We start from the raw sequence: 21,217 nt of genomic DNA, 5'->3' as shown, positions 1-21,217 counted from the left end.
GCGGGGCGACCGGTCGTCCCGCCCGGTATCTCACTTCGAGGCGAGTTCGGCAAGGCTCGCCTCCATCAGGCCGGCATCCAGCCAATAGGTTTTTGCCGCTTCCGTGTAGATCAGCCCGCAGCGGATTTCCCGCTCTGGATAGAGCGGCGCGAGGATCGCACGGTAGATCGCAAGCTGCGCCCGGTGCTCGAAGGGAATGTCGGCAAGCGAGGCCGGCGGCACGCGGTTCGTCTTGAAGTCGACGATCTCGACAGCCGCATCGGTGATCGCCATGCGGTCGATACGGCCGGAGACCGCATAGTCCCGGCTGCCGAGCGTCAGCGTGCCCATGATCGACACTTCCGCCCGGGCCGCGGGCGAAAAGATCGCGGCGAGGTCCCCGTCGCCGATCACCGCGAGCGCTGCTTCGACCAGCGAGGTCCGTGCGCTTTCCGGCCAGTGGGCAGCCGCCCGTTCGAGATAGCGCCGTGCCGCCGCCGGCCGTTCCGCGGCATTAAAGGCGGGCAGGACCTGGAGGAAACGGTGCAGGATGCGTCCGCGCTCCATCGCAAGGCCGGCGCCGGGAACGCCGCCCTTCCGGCCGAAGAGCGCCGAGGGCACCAGGAGGTCCGCCGCATCCGTCTCGATCACCGCCGCCGCGCCCGAAGGGCTGAGCGGCCGGGGCAGCGATCTCTGCGGTGGCAGGGGCCGGCCCAGAGCCTCCGGAAGCGCGATCGCCGCTCTCTCCTCGGCAGGAGCCGCGGTAGCTGCCTCCAGGGTCGCCGCCCCGGTCTCGCGCCAGGCTAATCCCGGCCAGCTCTCGCCTGCCGTCGAGAAAGTCTTTTCAACGCACCGCGCACCATCGGCCGAAAGCGCCGCCGTGATCATCTGATGCCAGGTGTCCTTGTTCTCCAGCCGGCCGCGATAGCCGCAGACGACGAGGCGGTCCGCCGCGCGTGTCATCGCCACGTAGAGCAGGCGGCGGTATTCCTCCTCCGCGCCGGCCTTGATGCGCTCCGCATCGGCTGCCGTCAGCGCGTTGCCGATGTCCTTGAGTGGCAGCCAGGCCGGCACGCCGCCGGCAAGGCCGGGCGCCGCAAGGAAGCGCAGATGCGGCATGTGGCTGGGGCTGAAGGGTTTCGCCCCGCCGTCGACGAGAAAGACGACCGGCGCCTCCAGGCCCTTGGCGGCATGCACCGTCATGATGCGGATCTCGCCGCGCGCCTTGTCCTGCTCGCGCTTGACGGTCGGGGCTTCGAGTTCCAGCGTGGAGACGAAAGCCTGCAGGCCCGGCAGGCCGTTCTCCTCCTGCTCCAGCGCGAATGTCAGGAACTCGTCGATGATCTCGCCGGCTTCCGTCCCGAGCCGGGCGAGGAAGGCCCGCCGCCCGCCACCGGCACCCAGGATGCGCGCATAGAAATCGTGCACGGCTTGGACCTGCGCATCGCGCAGCATGTCCCTGAGACGCCGCACGATGCCGGCCAGCACCGCGTCCTCTTCCGCCGCCGCGACGAGCCGCGCCCAGAGCCCCTGTTTTTCGCCGCGCCGCGCCGCCAGCGCGAACAGCGTTTCCTCGTCGAGGTTGAACAGCGGGCTCTTCAGCAGCGCGGCCAGCGAAAGGTCGTCCTCCGGCAGCACGGCGAAGCGGCCGAGCGCCATCAGGTCCTGTACCGCGATGTGCTTCGTCAGCACCAGCCGGTCGGCGCCGGCGACGGGCAGGTTGTGCCGCTGCTTCAGGGTGCGCGTCAGCGCATTGACGAAGGCATCGCGCTTGCGCACCAGCACGATGACGTCGCCGGCCGCCATCAGCCGCGTCTTGCCCTTTTCCGTCACCGTCTCCCGGCCGATCCAGGCCGCGAGCGTATCGGCGATGCGCCGGGCCAGCACGTTGATCGGCGCCTCCTCGGCCACCGCGTCGAAGGGCGCCGTCCAGTCCTCCTCGTCGAGCCCCGGCGGCGCGGCGATCACCTCCCAGATATCGACCGCGCCCGGCTCGCGCCCGCGGTTGGAGGCGTGCACGATCTCGCTGCCGTCCGGCGTCAGCCCGCGCGCATTGGCGGGGTCGAGAAAGACCTGGTCGACGGCCGAGAGCACCTCGCGCGTCGAGCGGAAGGAAAGCAGCAGCCGGATGGGGCTGAAGGCGGCCTTCGCCGCCTGCGTGCGGCGAAGAACCGCGCGGCCCTCCTCGGCGAAACGCTCCGGCCGGGCGCCCTGGAAGGAATAGATCGACTGCTTCTCGTCGCCGACGGCGAAGATCGTGCGCTCCCGGTCCCGCGCCGTTTCGCCGGCAAAGAAATCGTCCGTCAGCGATTTGACGATCTGCCATTGCCGCGGGCTGGTGTCCTGCGCCTCGTCGACGAGGATGTGGTCGATGCCCTGGTCGAGCTTGTAGTGCACCCAGGCGCTCACCCGCTCGCGCGTGAGCAGCCGCGCGGTGCGGTCGATCAGGTCGTCGAAGTCGAGCAGGCTGCGCGCGCGCTTCAGGTCCTCGTAGTCGCCGATCAGCCGTTCGGCGATGACGAGCGCCGCGCGCGTCGCCTCGTACATGCGGAACCGCCGCAGCCGGTCGTCGCAGGCGATCACATGCGCCTGGGCGGCCAGAAGCGCGGCTTCGAGGTGGGGTGCGCTGTCACGAACCTTCTTCGAAAGGAACGACCGGTCGAGGCTGCGCGGCGTGCCTTTATCGGTGAAGAAGAGATCGTGCAGCGCGGCGCGCCGGGCCTCGGCATCGGCCAGCCGGGCCACGCCGCGCAGGCCCGCGGCGGTGGCCTTCACCGTGTCGCTGCCAAGGCTTTCCGCCGCCGCGAGATAGGAATCGAGCACCGCGCCCTGCAAACCGTCGAGCGGCCAGAAGGCGGCGAGGATGTCGTCGGCCGTCTCGTGCGGGTCGAGCCCGGCTTCCCGGCGCAGCACGGTCTCCACGCCGCCCGCCTTCGCTGCGCCGTCCAGGAATTCGCGGATCGGCCCGCGGCTCGCCACGATATCGGCGATCAGCCGCTCCAGCCCGGTGTCGTCGGCAATGTCGAGCACGGTGGCGAAGGCGGCGGCGAGCGTGCTGTCGTCCTCGTTCGTCGTCGCCGTCAGGAGCGTGCGGCGGGCATCGGCCAGCAGCACGGCGGCGGCCCGGTCGTCGAGCACGGAGAAGTGGCCGGCGACATTGGCTTCCAGCGGGAACTGGTGCAGCAGCGCCTCGCAGAAGGCGTGGATCGTCTGGATCTTCAGCCCGCCCGGCGTTTCGAGCGCGCGCGCGAAGAGGCGGCGCGCCTCGGCGAGCTTGAACAGGTCCGGCTCTTTGCCCTCGATCGCCGCCACGCGCTCGGTCAGCGCTTCGTCGGAGAGCGTCGCCCATTCCGCCAGCCGCTCGAAGACGCGGTTCGACATTTCGGAGGCCGCGGCCTTGGTATAGGTGAGGCACAGGATGGCGGAGGGCCGGCAGCCGGCGAGAAGCAGGCGGATCACGCGCTGCGTCAGCACATGGGTCTTGCCCGAGCCGGCATTGGCCGAAACCCAGGCCGAGCGCGCGGGATCGGAGGCCGTCGCCTGTTTCTGCGTGGTCCAGCTCAGCCAGGCGGCGGGCTCGGCCGAGGCGGGCCGATCGTCCTCAAGCATCCTCGCCCTCCCCGTTGCTTTCCGCCGAGGACCATTCGGCGACGCGCGCCAGGTGGTCGTATTCCCCACCATAGTCCCGTTCCTGTTCGGGAATGAGCCGGGAGGCAAAGCCGTAGCGGCCCTCGATGAGGCCCGTCAGCAGCTTTTCCAGCTCCGTCAGGGCTTCCTCGGCAAGCTCGACGGCGGATTTCGGCGTGACGTTCGCCGATTTGGCATGCTCGTTGTTCACCTGTTCGGCCTTGAACCGTTCGCCGGGTTTGAGGCGCACATAGAGAAGGTTCGCCGGCTCGCGAAGCCCCGGCCCGCGGAAGGCGCCGCGCCGGATCGCCGCCGCCTCCAGCGCGAGCTGCGGGTCGAGCAGCGCCCGCGCCACCCTCATCGACGGCGTGCTGCCGGTTTTGTAGTCGAGAAGGTCGGCGCTGCCGTCCGGCAGGATGTCGATGCGGTCGGCAATGCCGGTCAGGCGGATGCCGCCGACCGAAAGGTCGAGCGAGGCCGGCACCTCCGTCAGGCTCTCGCGCACGCCACCCGCCCGCTCCAGGTGCCAGTGGACGAAGGCGCGGGCGACGGCGGCAAAGCGCGGCCGCCAGACGGCGTCGATATGCGGGGGCAGGGCGACGGCGTCGAATTCTTCCGCAAGGATGCGGCCGATGAGGGTAAGGGGCTCGCCGCTCGCCTCTTCGCGCACGAAGCGGTCGACGATGCGGTGGTAGAGCGAGCCGCGCTCGGCCGGCCCCGGATCGAGATTGAAGGGTGCGATCGGATCGAGGCGCAGGATATGGCGGGCATAGATCGCATAGGGATCGCGCCGGAGACGCCCCACCTCGCTGAAGGAGTATTTCCTCGGCTGCAGCTCGGCCGGCGGATGCGGCGCCGGGCGGCGCGCATTCGGCACGGGCGGGCTGCGGTCGATGGCGTTCGCCCAGTCGATGAGGTTCCTTCCGCGCGCCCGGAGGTCCGTGGCAAGGGCCTGGCCGCCGACGGCGATGAGGCGTTGCAGCCAGCGCGAGGCGACGGTCGGCGCGGTGCCGTTGCGCAGCGCCCGCGTCAGCACCAGTTTCGGCGCGGCCGCGGCCATCTGCAGGTCGTGGCCGAGCTGGCCGATGCGCCGTTCCGGCGGCTCCAGGCCGATCTCCACCTTCATGACACGCGACAGGAAGGCGTCGTTCGCCGCCTGCCCCGGCCAGGTGCCTTCGTTGAGCCCGCCGATCACCACGGTGTCGACGCTCTGCAGGCGCGATTCGAGCGCGCCGAAGATGAAGACGCGCGGATGGCGCATGGAGCGCGGCTTGACGCTTTCGCTGGCCGCCAGAGCCTCGATGATGTCGCACCATTGCGGCCCATCGGCCTCGATCTGCCCGTCCGTCTCGATCACGCTCTTGAAGAGGTTCGCCAGGCTGTCGCCGGCCTCGCCGGACCAGAGGGCGGCAAGGTTGCCGTGCTCGTCCACCGCCACCGCCTCGAGCGCCCGGCCGGTCCGTTCCGACCAGTCGGAGACCGCAAGCTTCGAGGAGAAGCGCCGACCCGTGCGGCTTTCCTGCACGAGTGCACCGGCAAGCGGCTCGACGGCTTCTGCGATACGGCGGGCGAGGTCGCGGGCAAGCGGGATTGCGGCCTCGGAAAGCGCCGTGCGCCATTTCGGCGGGTGGCGATCCTGCGCCTGCCGGGCAAGGGCGGCCTCGAGCAGCGGTTCGAGCGTGGAAATGTCGATCTCGGCCGTGCCGCCGCGCAGCGCCGTCAGCTCCAGCGCGGTGACGGCCTCGGCAAGGTCCGCCACGGGCAGGCCGAAGCGGGCGAGCGGGTGTTTCAGCAGCGCGACGAGCGGCACCGGGTCGCCCGGCCGCAGCGCCGCCTCGGTGAGGAGACGCAGGAGCGTGCCCTGCGGCGTGGAGAGCAAGGGCGTGCCGGCCGAATCGTCCGCCTCGATGCCGAAGCGGGCAAGCTCCGCCGCCACGCGCCGGCCGAGCTTGCGGTCGGGCGTGATCAGCGCCGCCTGGGCGTCCTCGCCATCCTCCAGCGCCAAGCGCAGGGCAATGGCGATCGCCACCGCTTCTTCCCGCTCGTTGGCCGCCTCGACGAGCGACACGGTCTCGAAGGCCTCGGCGAGGCGGCCCGCATCGAGCGTGCCGCGAACCTCGCCCCAGCCGGCCGTCGCCTGCGTCGGCAGGAAGGCGCTGGAGAGGACCTGCGAGCGATATTCCAGCGCTTCGGGCGGCGTTCCGAGCAATTCGACATCCGCGCGCGTGCAGCCCATGCGGGCAAGCAGGCGGTGGAGGCCGTATTGCGGATGGCTGCGGGCGGCGGCATCGGGCTTCGGGGCGTCGTCGCCGCCGGCCTGGTGGCCGACGAGCAGCCATTCGGCATCCGACATGAAGCGATCGAGCCCCGGCAGGATGACGACGCCGTTGGGCAGGTCCGCCACGGCCGCGATCAGGCCGGCGGTCGCGGGAATGGAGCCCGTCGAGCCGGCGATGATGACGGGGCCGGCGGGCGGCATGGCGCGGTAGCGTTCCGTCTCGGCATGCAGCGTCGCGTTGCGCCGCAGCGACGGGGAGGAGCGGTTGAGCTCCGTCAGCCGCGCCGGCCAGAATTCGCTGGCGATCTTCAGGAATTCGGCGGTGAGCTGCCACCAGAGCGCATGGTTGGAGACGTCGAGATTGTCGAGCGCCAGCCAGTCGAGCTCTTCCGTCTCCATCGCGTCGATGATCTCGGCGAGGTTGCGGGCAAGCCAGACGGCATCGGCGGGGCTCGCGGGCGCGACGAGCGGGCTTTCCGCATGCACGGAGGTGACCGCCGCGGGCAGTTGGTTGCGCCAGGCGAGCACGAGGCGGGCGAGTTCGAGAAGGCGCGCCGGGCCGGACAGCGGCTCGGCCATGTCCAGCAGCGCCGGCGCCGCCTCGTCGAAGAAGCCGCTGTCGTCGTCCGTCTCGCCGAGCGCGCGGATGACCGGCAGGATGGCCGAGCGCCCGCCGAAGAGATCGACGAATTCCGAGCGCAGCACGCGGGCAGAGCGGCGGGTCGGCACGTAGATCGTGACGTCGGCCAGCGCCAGCGGGTCGGCGGGGTCATAGGTGAAGCCGGGCACGAGCCGGCCGTCGACAAGGCTCTGGGCGGTCGTCCTCAGGAAGGGCAGGCTCGCCGGGATGGAATAGATGCGCCCGCGCGCCCGCGTCACGCCGCCGCCTCGCGCGCCGCGCCGATGACGGCCTCCGCCGCGCCGATCGCCTCCGGCGTGCCGACGGTGATCCAGTGGCCGTCCATCACGATGCCATGGAGGCGGCCCGTCCCGATCGCCCGGTCGAAATAGATGTTAAGGTTGAAGGCGTCCTCGGGCGCATCGTCGAAGAGGGCCGGCATCATGGCGATGGCGCCGGCATAGACGAAGGCTGTTCCGTCGCCCTCCCGGTAGCGCGCCAGCCGCCCGTCGGCGTCCATGGAGAAATCCTTCTTGCCGTTGTGGCCGGTCGTGTCCTCCAGCTTCACGCAGAGCAGCAGCATGTCCATGCGCTGGGGGTCGAAGGCCTCCGCCAGCCGTTCGAGATTGCTCGGCTCGCCGGGCTTCTCGCCGATCCAGAAGAGGTCGGCATTCATCACGAAGACGGGGTCGCGGCCAAGCAGTTTCAAGCCCTTGGCCAGCCCGCCGCCGGAATTCATCAGGCGCTCCGTCTCGTCGGAGAGGATGATCTCCGGCACCGCGCGGCCGGCAAGATGCGCGATCATCTGGTCGGCGAAATGGTGCACGTTGACGACGGCACGCTTGACGCCGGCCTTCGCCAGCGCGTCGAGCCCGTAGTCGATCATCGCCTTGCCGGCGACCGGCACCAGCGGCTTCGGCATCGTGTCGGTGATGGGGCGCAGGCGGGTGCCGAGGCCGGCGGCCAGCACCATGGCGTCTTCGATCTTCATCGGCTGCTCGCGATCATGATTCGGTCGCGAGGATTCCAGCCTTTTCGCACCACTCGCGCAAGGGGGCGAGGTCGGGATGGGCGAGCGCCCGTTCCAGATTGCGCAGGGTGCGCGGCATGTGGCGCATATAGGCCGGCTTGCCGTCGCGCTGCATCAGCCGCACCCAGAGGCCGACGAGCTTGCAGTTGCGCTGCGCCGCCATGACGTGCCAGTCGCGCAGGAAGCGCTCCCGGTTAAAGCCGGGATCCGCAGCCCGCAGCGACAGGTAATGGTCGAGCACGCTTTCCGCCACGCCCTCCGGCATGTCGACACGCGCATCCTGCGTAAGCGAGGCGACGTCATAGGCCGAGGGGCCGATCATCGCATCCTGGAAATCGATGATGCCGACCCGGTCGGTGCCGGTCGCCTCCGGCCGCCAGATGATGTTCGGCGAGTGGAAGTCGCGCAGCAGCAGATTGTGCTCGGCGGCGGCAAGGCTGTCGATCAGCCCGTCCCACAGGGCGACATAGCCGCGGCGCTCGTCCTCGCTTGCCGGCGTGCCGCGCGTGTAGGGCAGGTACCAGTCGATGAGGAGGCTCACCTCGATCTGCATGGCGTCGCGGTCGAAATCCGGCACGCGGTGCACGATGTCGCCGGCAACGGGAAGGTCCCGCTCAGCGGCCTCCCCATGCAGATGCGCAAGGCAGGCGGCGCTTTCGCGGTAGCGCTCGGCGATCGGCATGCCGTTCTCGTCGAGCACGCCTTCGCTGCCGAGGTCCTCGATCAGGAGGATGCCCGCATCGATGTCCATCGCGTGGATGGCCGGGGCGCGCAGGCCGCGCGCGACGAGATACCGGCCGATGGCGATGAAGGGTTTCACGTCCTCGGCGATATGCGCGATCTGCTGGTAGTATTTGCCATGGGCAAGGATCGGCCCCGGCGTGTGGCGTGGCGAATCCATCAGCACGAAACGCGCGCCGCCGACATCGACATGTTCATAGGCCCGCACCGAGGCATCGCCCGTCAGGTGGCGGCGCACGGCATTTCGGTAGCCGGCTTCATCGAGGAAGGCGCGGATCGCCAGCGAGCGGCGGATGCGCGCCAGCGCCGGTACCGGGGCGTCGATGGTGACACGCCGCCCGTCCCCCTCGTGCAGGAAGCTGAGCGAAATCCCCTCCGCCGGCAGCGCGCCAAAACCCTTTTCCGGCCATTCGACGAGGCAGATGCTGTCGGAGAGCGCTTCGTCGAAGCCGAGTTCGTCGATCTCCGCGGCGTCGGCGATGCGGTAGAGGTCGAAATGGGCGACGGGGATGCGCAGGTCGTAGCTCTGGACCAGCGTGAAGGTCGGGCTCGGCACCTCGAGATAGGCGTCGTCGGCGATCGCCCGGATCAGCGCGCGGGAAAAGGTCGATTTGCCGGCGCCAAGATCGCCCGAGAGCGCGACATAGTCGCCGCGCTTCAGGCCGAGCGCCATGTCCTCGCCGAAGCGGATGGTCGCGGCTTCGTCGGGAAGGAAGAGGTCGAGCGCCATCCGGGCCTATTCCGCCGCGGCGAAGGAAGTCATCGTCGCAGACGGGATGCGGCAGGTGACATCCGTGCCGCGCCCCTCGCGGCTGTCGATGGTGACGGTGCCGTGGTGCAGGCTGACGAAGCTCTCGACGATCGAGAGGCCGAGGCCCGCGCCGCCGCGCCGGCCGTGGCTTTCGAAGCGATCGAACACCGTCTGCAGCACGTCCTGCGGAATGCCCGGCCCGCGGTCGGAAACGGTGAAGACGAGGTCGGCGCCCTCGCGCCAGCACTTGAGGCCGATCGAGCTGCCTTCCGGTGCGAAATTCGCGGCATTGCTCAGCAGTTTTATCAGGATCTGCTTGAGGCGCTGCTGGTCGGCGACGATGGTGCCGAGATTGTCGGGGGCGGTGATTTCCAACGTCACCTGCGCCTCGTGCAGCCGGTCGGCGAACTGCATGGAGACGTCGTCGAGCAGGTCCGTCAGGTTGATCTCGCTGTAGTCGAGCTCCATGATGCCGGCATCGACGGTGGCAAGGTCGAGGATGTCGTTGACGATGGTGAGCAGCACCGCCGAGGATGTCGCGATATGGTCGACATATTCGGCCTGCCGGTCGTTGAGCTCGCCCATGGTCGGCGTCTTCAGGAGATCGGCGAAGCCGATGATGTTGGTCAGCGGCGAGCGCAGCTCGTAGGAGACGTGCTGGACGAAATCGTTCTTCAGCGCATCGGCCTTGCGCAGCGCCTCGTTCTTTTCCGTCAGCGCCCGGCTGACGCGCACGCTGTCGGTGATGTTGACGAAGGTCAGCATCGTCTGGGCGTTGGAAAGCGGGATGACGGCGAAGTCGAGCACCAGGCCGGTACGCAGCTCCAGCACGCCCTGGCAGGAGGGGCGCTCGTCGTCGAAGCTGGTGATGATATGGGCGAAGCGCTTCCAGCCGTCCGGCTTGTCGTAGGACGGCGCGCAGGCCTGCTCGATGGCGCGGATATGGGTGCCGGATTTCGCCTCGGCCTCGCTGATGCCCCAGAGCGCGCGGAAGGCCGGATTGGAGAGGCGGATGCGCCCGTCCGGGCTGAACACGGCGACACCCTCGGCGAGGTGGTCGATCGTCTCGTCCTGCACCTGCACCAGCGTATTGTAGCGCGTTTCGAGATCGACCTTTTCCGTCAGGTTCTCGAAGACCCAGGTCGCGCCGCCCTGCGGGCGGGCGGTGGCGAAGACGCGCAGCGTCTGGCCGTTCGGCAGGTGCCAGAGGTCTGTCTGCGTGTCGATCGCGCGGTAGACGGAAAGCGCGTTATCCTTCCACTGTTTCCAGTTGAGCTGTTCCGGCAGCTTTCCGCCGGCGCGAAGGCGATCGAGCAGTTCGCCATTGCCGGGCTTGCCTTCGAGGAAGGCCGTGTCGATCTCCCACATGCGCTGGAAGGCCTGGTTGTAGAATTGCAGGCGCTGCTCGCCGTCGAAGATCGCGACGGGCGTTGCGAGGTGATCGAGCGTTTCGGCGTGGCTCTTCAGCGTGCGCACCAGTTCCTCGCGCACCGCCTCGATATCGGAGACATTGACGGCGATGCCGGCCGAGCCCGACGGGCTGCGCGCATCGACGACGTCGAAGAAGCTGCGGTTGCCGTGCACGACGGTGGAGACCTTGTCGCGGAACGGCGCGTCATAGGTGCTGGCGGCGCGGATTTTTTCGCGCGCGATGGTGGGGAGAAGCTCGCGGCCCTCGGTGACGGCGCTGGCCGCGTCCCTGGCCTCGACGGCCTCGGCATAGGCCTCGTTCACCCAGGCAAGCGAGCCGTCGGCGGCGCGCTGCCAGACGGGCAGGTCGATCTGGTCGAGCAGGCCCTGCAGCGTGGTGAGCGCCTGGACCAGCCGGTCGCGCTCCAGCCTCAACTCGGCGGCTTCCGCGCGCAAATTGTTCAGCGCCACGAAGCGCACGAAGGCCTGGCCGCCGGAAACGCGGCCCTGCGCTTCCAGCACTTCCTCGCGGCTCGTTTCGAGGATCAGGTCGAAACTCTGCGCCTGCGAGCGCAGCCGCTCCACGGCGCGCTCGATCTCGGCGGCGGAGGTGGGCTTCAGCCAGCGGCCGAAGGCAAGGAAATCGCGATCGGCCTGCGGCGCGCCGGTCTCCGCCGGCAGCTGGCCCAGGAATTCCGGTTTCTCCGAAAGGCCGTCCCAGACGACGATGCGCCGGTCCTTGTCGCCGATCAGCGCCTGCAGGCGGGAAACATTGTGGCGGGCGTCGGAAAGATGCGCCTTCAGTTCGCGGCTTTCCGCCTCCATGCGGCCGCGCTGGCGGATCATCCAGATCGCCGAGACCATCGCCGCCGACATCACGCCGAGCAGCATGGAAACGGTGACGATCTCCGTGGTGGCGAGATAGGGGCCGGCCGCATGCGCCGGGCCGGCAAATGCCGTCAGCGCCGAGCCGGCCGACAGTGCCGATACGAGACGGCGCCTGCCGCCCGTAAACCATTCGTTAATCATAAATTTATTCTGCGCAAGCGAATGCGCCCTGTTCCGCCCCGGCACGGCAAAAGCCTGCCCGGAACGGCCTCGTTTTCTGTCCGCCATCATCCCCGGTATGTCTCCGTCCGTTTGCCGCCTGATCGACAAGACATCCCAATCCGGCGCGAAGGGTCCGCATCTGCACGCCGAATCAATGCTTTAAACGATACTTGTTTCCAGAATCGTCGGGAAGGGAGGTGCCCAAAAAAGAAGCCGCGCGCCTTGTCAAGCGCGCAGCCCCTAGATGTTGTGGATAACCTGGGTAAGGATCAGTACCTGTAGTGCTCGGCCTTGAAAGGACCCTGGGGCGTCACGCCGATATAGCCGGCCTGCTCCTCGGAGAGTTCCGTCAGGCGCGCGCCGAGCTTGGCAAGGTGCAGGCGGGCGACCTTCTCGTCGAGCTGCTTCGGCAGCACGTAGACCTCGTTCTTGTAGGTCTCGCCCTTGGTGAAGAGCTCGATCTGGGCGAGGACCTGGTTGGAGAAGGAGGCGGACATCACGAAGGAGGGGTGGCCGGTGGCGTTGCCGAGGTTCAAGAGGCGGCCTTCCGACAGAAGGATCATGCGGTTGCCCTTCGGGAACTCGATCATGTCGACCTGCGGCTTGATGTTCGTCCACTTGAGATTGCGCAGCGAGGCGACCTGGATCTCGTTGTCGAAGTGGCCGATATTGCCGACGATCGCCATGTCCTTCATCTCGCGCATGTGCTCGAGGCGGATGACGTCCTTGTTGCCGGTGGTCGTGATGAAGATGTCGGCGGTGGAGACGACGTCTTCGAGCTGCACGACCTCGAAGCCGTCCATGGCGGCCTGCAGGGCGCAGATCGGGTCGATTTCCGTCACCTTCACGCGCGCGCCGGCGCCGCGCAGCGAGGCGGCGGAACCCTTGCCCACGTCGCCATAGCCGCAGACGACGGCGACCTTGCCGGCCATCATGACGTCGGTGCCGCGGCGGATGCCGTCGACCAGCGATTCCTTGCAGCCGTACTTGTTGTCGAACTTCGACTTGGTGACCGAGTCGTTGACGTTGATCGCCGGGAAGGGCAGCAGGCCCTTCTGCTGGAGCTGGTAGAGACGGTTGACGCCGGTGGTGGTCTCTTCCGTCACGCCCTTGATGGCGTCGCGCTGCTTGGTGAACCAGCCCGGGGAGGCGGCGAGGCGCTTCTTGATCTGCGCGAAGAGGATTTCCTCTTCTTCCGAGCCGGGGTTGACCAGCACGTTCTCGCCGGCTTCGGCGCGCGCGCCGAGCAGGATGTACATGGTGGCGTCGCCGCCATCGTCGAGGATCATGTTGGAAAGGCCGCCATCGGCCCACTGGAAGATCTTGTCGGTATATTCCCAGTATTCGGTGAGCGTCTCACCCTTCACGGCATAGACCGGGATGCCGGCGGCGGCGATCGCGGCGGCGGCGTGGTCCTGCGTGGAGAAGATGTTGCACGAGGCCCAGCGCACATCCGCGCCGAGCGCGACCAGCGTCTCGATGAGCACGGCGGTCTGGATCGTCATGTGCAGCGAACCGGTGATGCGTGCGCCCTTCAGCGGCTTGGACGCGCCGAATTCGTCGCGGCAGGCCATCAGGCCCGGCATTTCCGTTTCGGCGATCTGAATTTCCTTGCGGCCGAAATCGGCGAGCGCGATGTCGGCGACGTGGTAGTCCTGCGTGGTGGTCATGGGGTCTCCAGCCTTTTGGCACGTGCGGCATGAAGATGCCTGCGCACATGCGTGGAACGAACAGTTCCTGTTCGTGATGGCGCTTCCTATCAGGAAATGCCGGCTGGAGCAACAGGATATAAAGAAGTCTTTATATCCTTATATCATCGCATGGCTTACATTTCTTCGCCGAAACGATCGGCCACCAGCGCATCGAGCGCATCGAGCACCTCGCGGGCCTGGGCGCCGACCGCCGTCACCAGCACGGAACAGCCGGGGCTGGCGGCGAGCATCATCAGGCCCATGATCGAGGTGCCGCCCACCGTCATGCCGTCCTTGGAGACGGTGACCTCGGCGTCATAGCCGTCGACCGTCTGGACGAATTTCGCCGAGGCGCGGGCGTGCAGGCCGCGCTTGTTGATGATGAGGAGCTCTTTCGAGACGGTCATGGAGGGCGGAGAACCTTATTTGCCGCTCAAGACGCGGCTTGCCACGTTGATATATTTGCGGCCGGCCTCGGAGGCGTCGATCAGCGCCTTCTCCATGTTGTTCTCGCCGCGAATGCCGGCAAGCTTGATCAGCATGGGAAGGTTCACGCCGGCGATCACCTCTATGCCGTCGCCACTCATCACGGAAATGGCGAGGTTCGAGGGGGTGCCACCGAACATGTCGGTGAGGATGATGACGCCATGGCCCTGGTCGGCCTTCATCACCGCTTCCAGAATATCCTGGCGGCGCTGGTCCATGTCGTCCTCGGGGCCGATGCAGACGGTCTCGATCGCCTTTTGCGGACCAACGACATGTTCAAGGGCGTGCCGGAATTCCTCCGCAAGCTTGCCATGGGTGACAAGCACCAGTCCGATCATCAGCAGTCGCTCCAGTTTCCCAACTCAAACGGACGGCGGAATACCGCAATGCAGCAATTCCGTCCACCGTTGGGGTGGCCATCATGTCAATGAAAAGACCAAGTGCAAGCCCAAAATGCCCGATTCCGCTTTTTGAGCGGGCTTTTGGGGTCAACTCTTGAGGATTTCCGGGTGAATCGCGACCAAGGTCGAAAAAGCGCTCACGCCGGGAAAGAGCGGCAGCCGGGTCAGGGGCAGCACGAACGACGGCAGGACCGCGACGGTTTCCCCTTCCGGCGGCAGGCGCTCGGCGAAAGGCGGTTCGATCGGTCGGATCGCCCGGGTCAGAACGGCCGCTTCGATCGTCTCCACCGCCACGATCCCGGCCCCGCGGATCTCCGCCAGGCCGGCGATGCTTCTTGGCGCACGGGCGATGAGCCGTCCGTTCGCTTCGGTGATGAAAACCTGGTCGTCGCTGATCAGGGCGGCGAAAAGGCCGCGCGCGCGGGCCTCCTCGATGCAGTGGAGCGCGACGGCGCTTTTTCCGGTGCCGGAGGGACCGATCAACAGAAGCCCCGTCGTGCCGATGACGATCGCGGTGGCATGGAGGTTGACGGGCGCTGCGTTCGGCATGCCCCTCATCCCGCTGCCGCGACCTTCTCCCCGCAAGCGGGGAGAAGGGGGATGTTGCTTCGGTTTCCCAAGGCAATATCCGTTGTCGTGAAAGGGAAATTTCGCCTCTTGCCCCTTCTCCCCGCTTGCGGGGAGAAGGTCGCGGCAGCGGGATGAGGGGCGGCTTTCCCTGCAGGTCTCATCTTTTCCCGCGAAACCCCGCTCATTTCTGGTTGCCGGTCGGCAGCGACAGCGTGAAGCGGGCGCCGGCCAGTTCGCCGGTCGCCTTGTCGACGATGTTGTCGGCCTTCAGCGTGCCGCCATGCGCCTCGGCGATCTGCCGCGAGATGGAAAGGCCGAGACCGGAATTCTGGCCGAAATCCTCGGTGGCGGGGCGGTCCGTATAGAACCGCTCGAAGATGCGGTCGATGTTTTCCGCCTGGATGCCGGGGCCGTTGTCCTCGACCTGGATGATGCAGCGGTCGTTCCGCCCGCGCGACAGGCGCACGACGATGCGCCCGCCGGGATCCGGCACGAAGGAGCGGGCATTCTCGATGAGGTTGGTGACGATCTGGCCGATACGCAGCTCGTATCCCGATATCTCGAATTTCGCCTTCGGATTGTCCTTGCGGTCCACCACGAAATCGAGGGTGACCGGCTTCTTGCGCGTGTTGACCTGGCGGGAAATGTCGATGAGGTCGCCGAGCAGCTTTTCGAGGTCGACGGTGCGGGCATCGCTGCGGGCAAGCTCGGCATCGAGGCGGGACGCGTCCGAGATGTCGCTGATCAGGCGGTCGAGCCGGCGCACGTCGTGCTGGATGATGTCGAGGAGGCGCTTCTTCGATTCGTCCGTGCGCGCGAGCGGCAGCGTCTCGACGGCGCTGCGCAGCGAGGTCAGCGGGTTCTTCAGCTCGTGGCTGACATCGGCGGCAAAGCTCTCGATCGCGTCGATGCGGTCGTAGAGCGCGTTGGTCATCTGGCGCAGTGCAATCGAAAGGTTGCCGATCTCGTCCTGGCGCACCGAGAAGTCGGGGATCTCCTCGCGCTCCTTCGCCCCGCGCCGCACGCGGATCGCCGCCGCCGCAAGCCGGCGCAGCGGATTGGCGATGGTGCTGGAGAGCAGCAGCGACAGCGCGATGTTGACGAGGCCGGCGACGCCCGCGACGCGCATGATGGCAAGCCGCTCGGCATGGACGATCTTGTCGATGTCGCCCGCCTGGGTGGAGAGCAGCAAGACGCCCAGCACCGCCCGAAAACGCTGCACGGGCACGGCGACCGAGACGATCAGCTCGCCCTTGTCGTTGACGCGCACGACCGCGCCGCGCACGCCGGTCAGCGCGTTCATCACTTCGGGATAGATCGAGCCGTCGCCGCCGGGCGCTTCCTTGTACTGCGGCAGGTTGCTCGGCTGGAGGATGCGGTTGAACCAGACGTTCATGCGCTCGATGAGGCTGGTGCTCTCCGGCTCCACCGGCGGCAGGTCGAAGCGCAGCACCTGGCCCTGCGTATAGAGATGGCGCGAATCGAGCAGCAGGTTGGCGTCCGTGTCGTAGATGCGCGCGCGGGTGCGGGTCGGCGAGATCAACCTTCTCAGGACGGGCGCCACGCGCTCCGGATTGATCGGGAATTCGAGGTCCTCGTCGTTCGGCAGCGGCGTGATGCTCTGGCCGGCCTGCAGCTCCAGCAACTTTTCCGGGTCGATGGTGATCGAGTTGGTGTCGACGGAGGCGGAGGCGGAGATCGCGCCGGCGATGATCTCGCCCTGGGTCAGGAGGCTTTCGACGCGTGCATCGATCAGCCCCTCGCGGAACTGGTTGAGATAGAGGATGCCCGCGACGAGTACGACGAGCGCGACGAGGTTGAAGAACAGGATGCGGCGCGTCAGGCTCGAAAAGACGGCATTGCCGAAGATGCGCCGGGCGAGCGTGAAGGGATGGGTCCAGCGGCGGCGGAGGGAGCGCGGCGCGGGCCGGCCCTCGACGTCGTCCCCATCCTTGTCCGGCCCATCCTTTTCCGACATTGTCTGCAACAAGCGGCTTCATCCTTCATGCCGGCGGCATGGTGCCGCCTGACCGCGGCATGCCATCGCCGCCGCGGTCCATGCAAGCGAAATCGCGTTTCAAGCGGTTTCGCGGAAGCGATACCCCACGCCATAGAGCGTTTCGATCATGTCGAAGTCGGTGTCGACCATCTTGAACTTCTTGCGCAGCCGCTTGATGTGGCTGTCGATGGTGCGGTCGTCGACATAGACCTGCTCGTCATAGGCCGCGTCCATCAGCGAATCGCGGCTCTTCACCACGCCGGGGCGCTGGGCCAGCGAATGCAGGATGAGGAATTCGGTCACGGTCAGCGTCACCGGCTCGCCCTTCCAGGTGCAGGTATGGCGCTCCTGGTCCATGACGAGCTGGCCGCGCTCCAGCGAGCGGGCGGCGACTTCCCCCGCCTTCGCCGTGCTGCCGGCGGCCCCGGCGGAGGCGGCTGCCTCGCGGCTGGAGGCCCGGCGCAGGATCGCCTTGACGCGCTCGACCAGCAGGCGCTGCGAGAACGGCTTGGTGATGAAGTCGTCCGCGCCCATCTTCAGGCCGAACAGTTCGTCGATCTCCTCGTCCTTCGAGGTGAGGAAGATGACGGGGATATCGGATTTCTGGCGCAGCCGGCGCAGCAGTTCCATGCCGTCCATGCGCGGCATCTTGATATCGAAGATCGCAAGATGCGGCGGACGGGCAAGAAGGCCGTCGAGCGCCGAGGCGCCGTCCGTATAGGTCTCCACCTTGTAGCCTTCGGCCTCCAGGGCGATCGACACGGATGTCAGAATATTCCGGTCGTCGTCAACGAGTGCGATCGTCTGCATCCTGCTAGTCTCCATATTCATGGGCGCCTTTCCCGACCTCGGATCGTTTCCTGTCCTGGATGTGATGCGCCTTCCTGGGGGTAAAGGTGGAACAAATTGTGGCGAAGATAAAGGGAGACGTTTCGGGCCGGCTTTCGGAGTCGTTTTTAAATCGATTATTCAAACGATTAAAAAAGTCACATAATTCTTTAAATCGATTAATTAATTGATATCATTGCCTAATTTCTACTTCCCTCTTGTCTTTGTGACAGGTGCGCATTAGGTTCTCGCAAAATTCACACCAGTCTTGTCGCCCTGGAGGAAAACTGGACCATGCAGGAACTCGGCGTTCGCAACCCCGCTCTGGGGCTCACCGCGATGGGTATCAACACCAACGGCACGGTCCGGTACAACTTTGCAGCAGAGGCCCTCTATGAAGAGGCCCTCGGTCGCGGCGAGGCGGTCAAGACGGCCCATGGCGCCCTCCGCGCCCTCACCGGCCAGCACACCGGCCGCTCGCCCAAGGACAAGTTCGTCGTGCGCGACGAGAACACCGAGGGTGCCATCTGGTGGGACAACAACAAGGCCGTCTCGCGCGAGCATTTCGACGTGCTGCACGCCGACATGCTGGCGCATGCGGCTGATCGCGACCTCTTCGTGCAGGATCTCGTCGGCGGCGCCGATGCCGACTACGCTCTGCCGACCCGCGTCGTCACGGAACTCGCCTGGCATTCGCTGTTCATCCGCAACCTGCTCATCCGCCCGGACGAGAAGGACCTTGCGGCCTTCGCGCCGAAACTGACGATCATCGATCTGCCGACCTTCAAGGCCGATCCGGAGCGCCACGGCGCCCGCACGGAAACCATGATCGCCTGCGACCTGACGCGCGGCATCGTGCTGATCGCGGGCACCTTCTACGCCGGCGAGATGAAGAAGTCGGTCTTCACCGTGCTCAACTGGCTGCTGCCCTCGGAAAAGGTCATGCCGATGCACTGCTCGGCCAATGTCGGCCCGGATGGTGACGCGGCCGTGTTCTTCGGCCTTTCGGGCACCGGCAAGACGACGCTGTCGGCCGATCCGAACCGCACGCTGGTCGGCGACGACGAGCACGGCTGGGGCGAAAACGGCATCTTCAACTTCGAAGGCGGCTGCTACGCCAAGGCGATCCGCCTTTCGGCCGAGGCCGAGCCGGAGATCTACGCGACGACGCAGCGTTTCGGCTCAGTTCTGGAGAACGTCGTGCTCGACGCCAACGGCGTTCCTGACTTCAACGACGGCTCGCTGACGGAAAACACCCGCTGCGCCTATCCGCTGGACTTCATCCCGAATGCCAGCAAGACCGGCCGCGCGCCGCATCCGAAGACGATCATCATGCTGACGGCCGATGCCTTCGGCGTCATGCCGCCGATCGCCAAGCTGACGCCCGACCAGGCCATGTACCACTTCCTTTCCGGCTACACCGCCAAGGTCGCCGGCACGGAACGCGGCGTGACCGAGCCGGAAGCCACCTTCTCGACCTGCTTCGGCGCGCCCTTCATGCCGCGTCATCCGACGGTCTATGGCAACCTGCTGAAGGAACTGATTGCCGAGCACGACGTCGATTGCTGGCTGGTCAACACCGGCTGGACGGGTGGCGCCTATGGCGAAGGCCGCCGCATGCCGATCAAGGCGACGCGCACCCTGCTCGCCAGCGCGCTGGACGGTTCGCTGAAGGACGCGCTCTTCCGCCGCGACGACAATTTCGGCTTCCAGGTTCCCGTTTCGGTGCCGGGCGTCGACACGAAGATCCTCGACCCGCGCTCGACCTGGGCCAACGGCGCTGCCTATGACAAGCAGGCCCGCAAGCTGGTCGACATGTTCATCGCGAATTTCGAGAAGTTCGAGAACCATGTGGATGGCGGCGTGCGCGATGCCGCGCCGGGCCTGAAGGTCGCCGCCGAATAAGGCTTTCCGGTAATGATTCACGTGAAACCCGGCCCCTGTGGCCGGGTTTTTCGTCTGCGTTTTCCTCTTTGGTGGCGGCTTCCCGTTTTGCCCGGTGCCGGTTAAAACGGCCGGGAAAGGAATTTCCATGGCCAGCGCCCCCCTCTACATCAAGAGTTCCATCACGATCGCCGGTTGGGAGCTGACCGAGCAGTTCGTGCTGGCGGGTGGTCCGGGTGGGCAGAACGTCAACAAGGTCTCGACGGCCGTGCAGCTCTTCTTCGACCTGCGCAACTCGCCCTCGCTGAGCGACCGGGTGAAGGCCAATGCGGAAAGGCTGGCCGGCCGCAAGGTCTCCAAGGACGGCGTGCTGATGATCGAGGCGAATCGCTTCCGCAGCCAGGAGCGCAACCGGGAGGATGCGCGCGAGCGGCTGAAGGAGCTGATCCTCAAGGCGGCCGAACCGCCGCCGCCGGTGCGCAAGAAGACGAAGCCGACGAAAGGCTCGGTCGAACGCCGGCTCAAGGAAAAGTCGGGCCGGTCGGACGTCAAGCGCATGCGGGCCAAGCCCGGCGGCGAATGATTGCCGCAACCCGGCCGTTTACCGATGAGCGTGAAACGGAACCTTTCCTTTGCGGAAGGGCTCTGCTTTAGTTCGGAAAACCAGGCAGGAAGACCAGGGAGGTAGCCATGGGTCTCTTCAGCTTCATCAAGAACGCCGGCAAGAAGCTCGGCATCGGTGGCGACGACGAAGCGCCGGAAGCGACGGCGGTCAAGAAGGAACTCGATTCCTTCGATCTCGGCACGCAGAATGTCGAAGTCTCCGTCGAGGGCGACAAATGCGTGTTGAAGGGGCTCGTGGCCGACCAGACGGCGTTTGAAAAGGCGGTCATCGCCGTCGGCAACACGCTCGGCATTTCCAGGGTGGAGGCCGCCGACCTCAAGGTCGTGCCGGCCGATTCCGGCCTCAAGCTCGGTAAGGCCGACATGGCCACGCTGGTCGAGGCCGCAGCGCCCGCACGGGCGCCGACCCTCTACACCGTCAAGAAGGGCGACAATCTCTGGAAGATCGCCGAATCCCACTACGGCAAGGGCAAGGGTGCCAGGCACACGCTGATCTTCGACGCCAACCGGCCGATGCTGTCCCATCCGGACAAGATCTATCCCGGCCAGGTGCTGCGCATTCCGGACCTGGCGGAAGCGTGAGCTGCGCACGACACGAGAGGCGTCATGGCTGAGCGCGGCCTCGCCCCGGGGCTGCGCTATTTCCCCGACCACTTCGACCGCCCGGCGCAGGAAGCCCTCGTCGCCGCCATCAGGCAGGTCGTGGCCGAAGCGCCGCTCTTCGTCCCGCGCATGCCGAGGACCGGCAAGCCGATGTCGGTGCGCATGACCAATTGCGGCCCGCTCGGCTGGGTGACGGACAAGGCGGGCGGCTACCGCTACCAGCCGGCCCATCCCGAGACCGGCCGCCCCTGGCCCGCCATTCCCGACGGGCTTCTTGCCCTGTGGAACGAGGTTTCCGGCTTCGAGAAGCCGCCGGAGGCCTGCCTCGTCAATTTCTACGATCCCGATGCCAGGATGGGCCTGCACCAGGACCGGGACGAGACCGACTTTGCCGCGCCCGTCGTGTCCGTTTCGCTGGGCGACCAGTGCCTGTTTCGCGTCGGCGGCGTTTCACGCAGCGATCCGACGCGGTCGTTCCGTCTTGCGAGCGGCGACGTCTTCGTGTTCGGTGGCGAAAGCCGGCTGATCTTTCACGGGGTCGACCGGATCTATCCGGGCACGTCGACGCTGTTGAAGAATGCCGGACGCATCAACCTGACGCTTCGCCGGGTCAATCCGTAGCCGGCTTAAAGCAACTCCAGCAAAA

General features: G+C 66.7%; 15 protein-coding genes. 4 read left to right on the top strand and 11 right to left on the bottom strand.

The genetic code is table 11. The annotated features are described in order from the left end of the window. Window positions 1–30: 30 nt before the first annotated feature. The 11 genes from addA to EV665_RS17630 all read right to left on the bottom strand — a co-directional run bounded on the left by addA (window position 31) and on the right by EV665_RS17630 (window position 17,442). Complete coding sequence (gene addA, locus EV665_RS17680) at window positions 31–3,588, bottom strand: double-strand break repair helicase AddA (protein ID WP_133035120.1); 3,558 nt, start codon at window positions 3,586–3,588, stop codon at window positions 31–33. Beyond that, a complete protein-coding gene (addB, locus tag EV665_RS17675) occupies window positions 3,581–6,763 on the bottom strand; it encodes a double-strand break repair protein AddB (RefSeq protein ID WP_133035119.1) in 3,183 nt (1,060 codons plus the stop codon). Before addB ends, addA begins: the two co-directional genes overlap by 8 nt. Beyond that, window positions 6,760–7,494, bottom strand: a complete 735-nt coding sequence (locus EV665_RS17670; RefSeq protein WP_133035118.1) for a nucleotidyltransferase family protein — start codon at window positions 7,492–7,494, stop codon at window positions 6,760–6,762. Before EV665_RS17670 ends, addB begins: the two co-directional genes overlap by 4 nt. Before the next feature lie 13 nt (window positions 7,495–7,507). After that, window positions 7,508–9,004, bottom strand: a complete 1,497-nt coding sequence (tsaE, locus tag EV665_RS17665; protein ID WP_133035117.1) for a tRNA (adenosine(37)-N6)-threonylcarbamoyltransferase complex ATPase subunit type 1 TsaE — start codon at window positions 9,002–9,004, stop codon at window positions 7,508–7,510. A gap of 6 nt (window positions 9,005–9,010) precedes the next feature. After that, the gene (locus tag EV665_RS17660) at window positions 9,011–11,464 is read right to left on the bottom strand and encodes a sensor histidine kinase (protein WP_133035116.1); all 2,454 of its coding nucleotides are present in this window, start codon (window positions 11,462–11,464) and stop codon (window positions 9,011–9,013) included. Between the two features lie 290 nt (window positions 11,465–11,754). Further along, window positions 11,755–13,155, bottom strand: a complete 1,401-nt coding sequence (gene ahcY, locus EV665_RS17655; RefSeq protein ID WP_133035115.1) for an adenosylhomocysteinase — start codon at window positions 13,153–13,155, stop codon at window positions 11,755–11,757. Window positions 13,156–13,310: 155 nt separating this feature from the next. Continuing rightward, entirely contained in the window at window positions 13,311–13,583 is a 273-nt protein-coding gene (locus EV665_RS17650) for an HPr family phosphocarrier protein (protein ID WP_064332007.1), read from the bottom strand. Between the two features lie 15 nt (window positions 13,584–13,598). Then, window positions 13,599–14,000 (bottom strand): PTS sugar transporter subunit IIA, encoded by a 402-nt coding sequence (locus EV665_RS17645; protein ID WP_064332008.1) that lies wholly within the window; start codon window positions 13,998–14,000, stop codon window positions 13,599–13,601. Window positions 14,001–14,150: 150 nt separating this feature from the next. After that, the gene (locus EV665_RS17640) at window positions 14,151–14,612 is read right to left on the bottom strand and encodes an HPr kinase/phosphorylase (protein WP_133035114.1); all 462 of its coding nucleotides are present in this window, start codon (window positions 14,610–14,612) and stop codon (window positions 14,151–14,153) included. A 202-nt stretch (window positions 14,613–14,814) separates the two neighbouring features. After that, window positions 14,815–16,611, bottom strand: a complete 1,797-nt coding sequence (locus tag EV665_RS17635) for a sensor histidine kinase (protein ID WP_064332009.1) — start codon at window positions 16,609–16,611, stop codon at window positions 14,815–14,817. A gap of 99 nt (window positions 16,612–16,710) precedes the next feature. Then, window positions 16,711–17,442, bottom strand: a complete 732-nt coding sequence (locus tag EV665_RS17630; RefSeq protein ID WP_064332010.1) for a response regulator transcription factor — start codon at window positions 17,440–17,442, stop codon at window positions 16,711–16,713. Between the two features lie 312 nt (window positions 17,443–17,754). On the opposite strand from EV665_RS17630, the gene EV665_RS17625 reads away from it, so the two are divergent. The 4 genes from EV665_RS17625 to EV665_RS17610 all read left to right on the top strand — a co-directional run bounded on the left by EV665_RS17625 (window position 17,755) and on the right by EV665_RS17610 (window position 21,192). Further along, window positions 17,755–19,365 carry a phosphoenolpyruvate carboxykinase gene (locus EV665_RS17625; protein WP_133035113.1) on the top strand — a complete coding sequence of 537 codons (1,611 nt, stop codon included), beginning with the start codon at window positions 17,755–17,757 and terminating at the stop codon, window positions 19,363–19,365. A gap of 127 nt (window positions 19,366–19,492) precedes the next feature. Continuing rightward, window positions 19,493–19,927, top strand: a complete 435-nt coding sequence (arfB, locus tag EV665_RS17620; RefSeq protein ID WP_064332012.1) for an alternative ribosome rescue aminoacyl-tRNA hydrolase ArfB — start codon at window positions 19,493–19,495, stop codon at window positions 19,925–19,927. Between the two features lie 107 nt (window positions 19,928–20,034). Then, the gene (gene lysM / locus EV665_RS17615) at window positions 20,035–20,550 is read left to right on the top strand and encodes a peptidoglycan-binding protein LysM (protein WP_133035112.1); all 516 of its coding nucleotides are present in this window, start codon (window positions 20,035–20,037) and stop codon (window positions 20,548–20,550) included. Between the two features lie 24 nt (window positions 20,551–20,574). Next, the gene (locus EV665_RS17610) at window positions 20,575–21,192 is read left to right on the top strand and encodes an alpha-ketoglutarate-dependent dioxygenase AlkB family protein (protein ID WP_133035111.1); all 618 of its coding nucleotides are present in this window, start codon (window positions 20,575–20,577) and stop codon (window positions 21,190–21,192) included. The last annotated feature ends 25 nt before the right edge of the window (window positions 21,193–21,217 follow it).

The organism is Shinella granuli (assembly GCF_004341885.1).
GTDB classification, from domain to species: domain Bacteria; phylum Pseudomonadota; class Alphaproteobacteria; order Rhizobiales; family Rhizobiaceae; genus Shinella; species Shinella granuli.
Note: the sequence above shows the minus strand (reverse complement) of the source record. Positions and strands in the feature narration are given on the sequence as shown.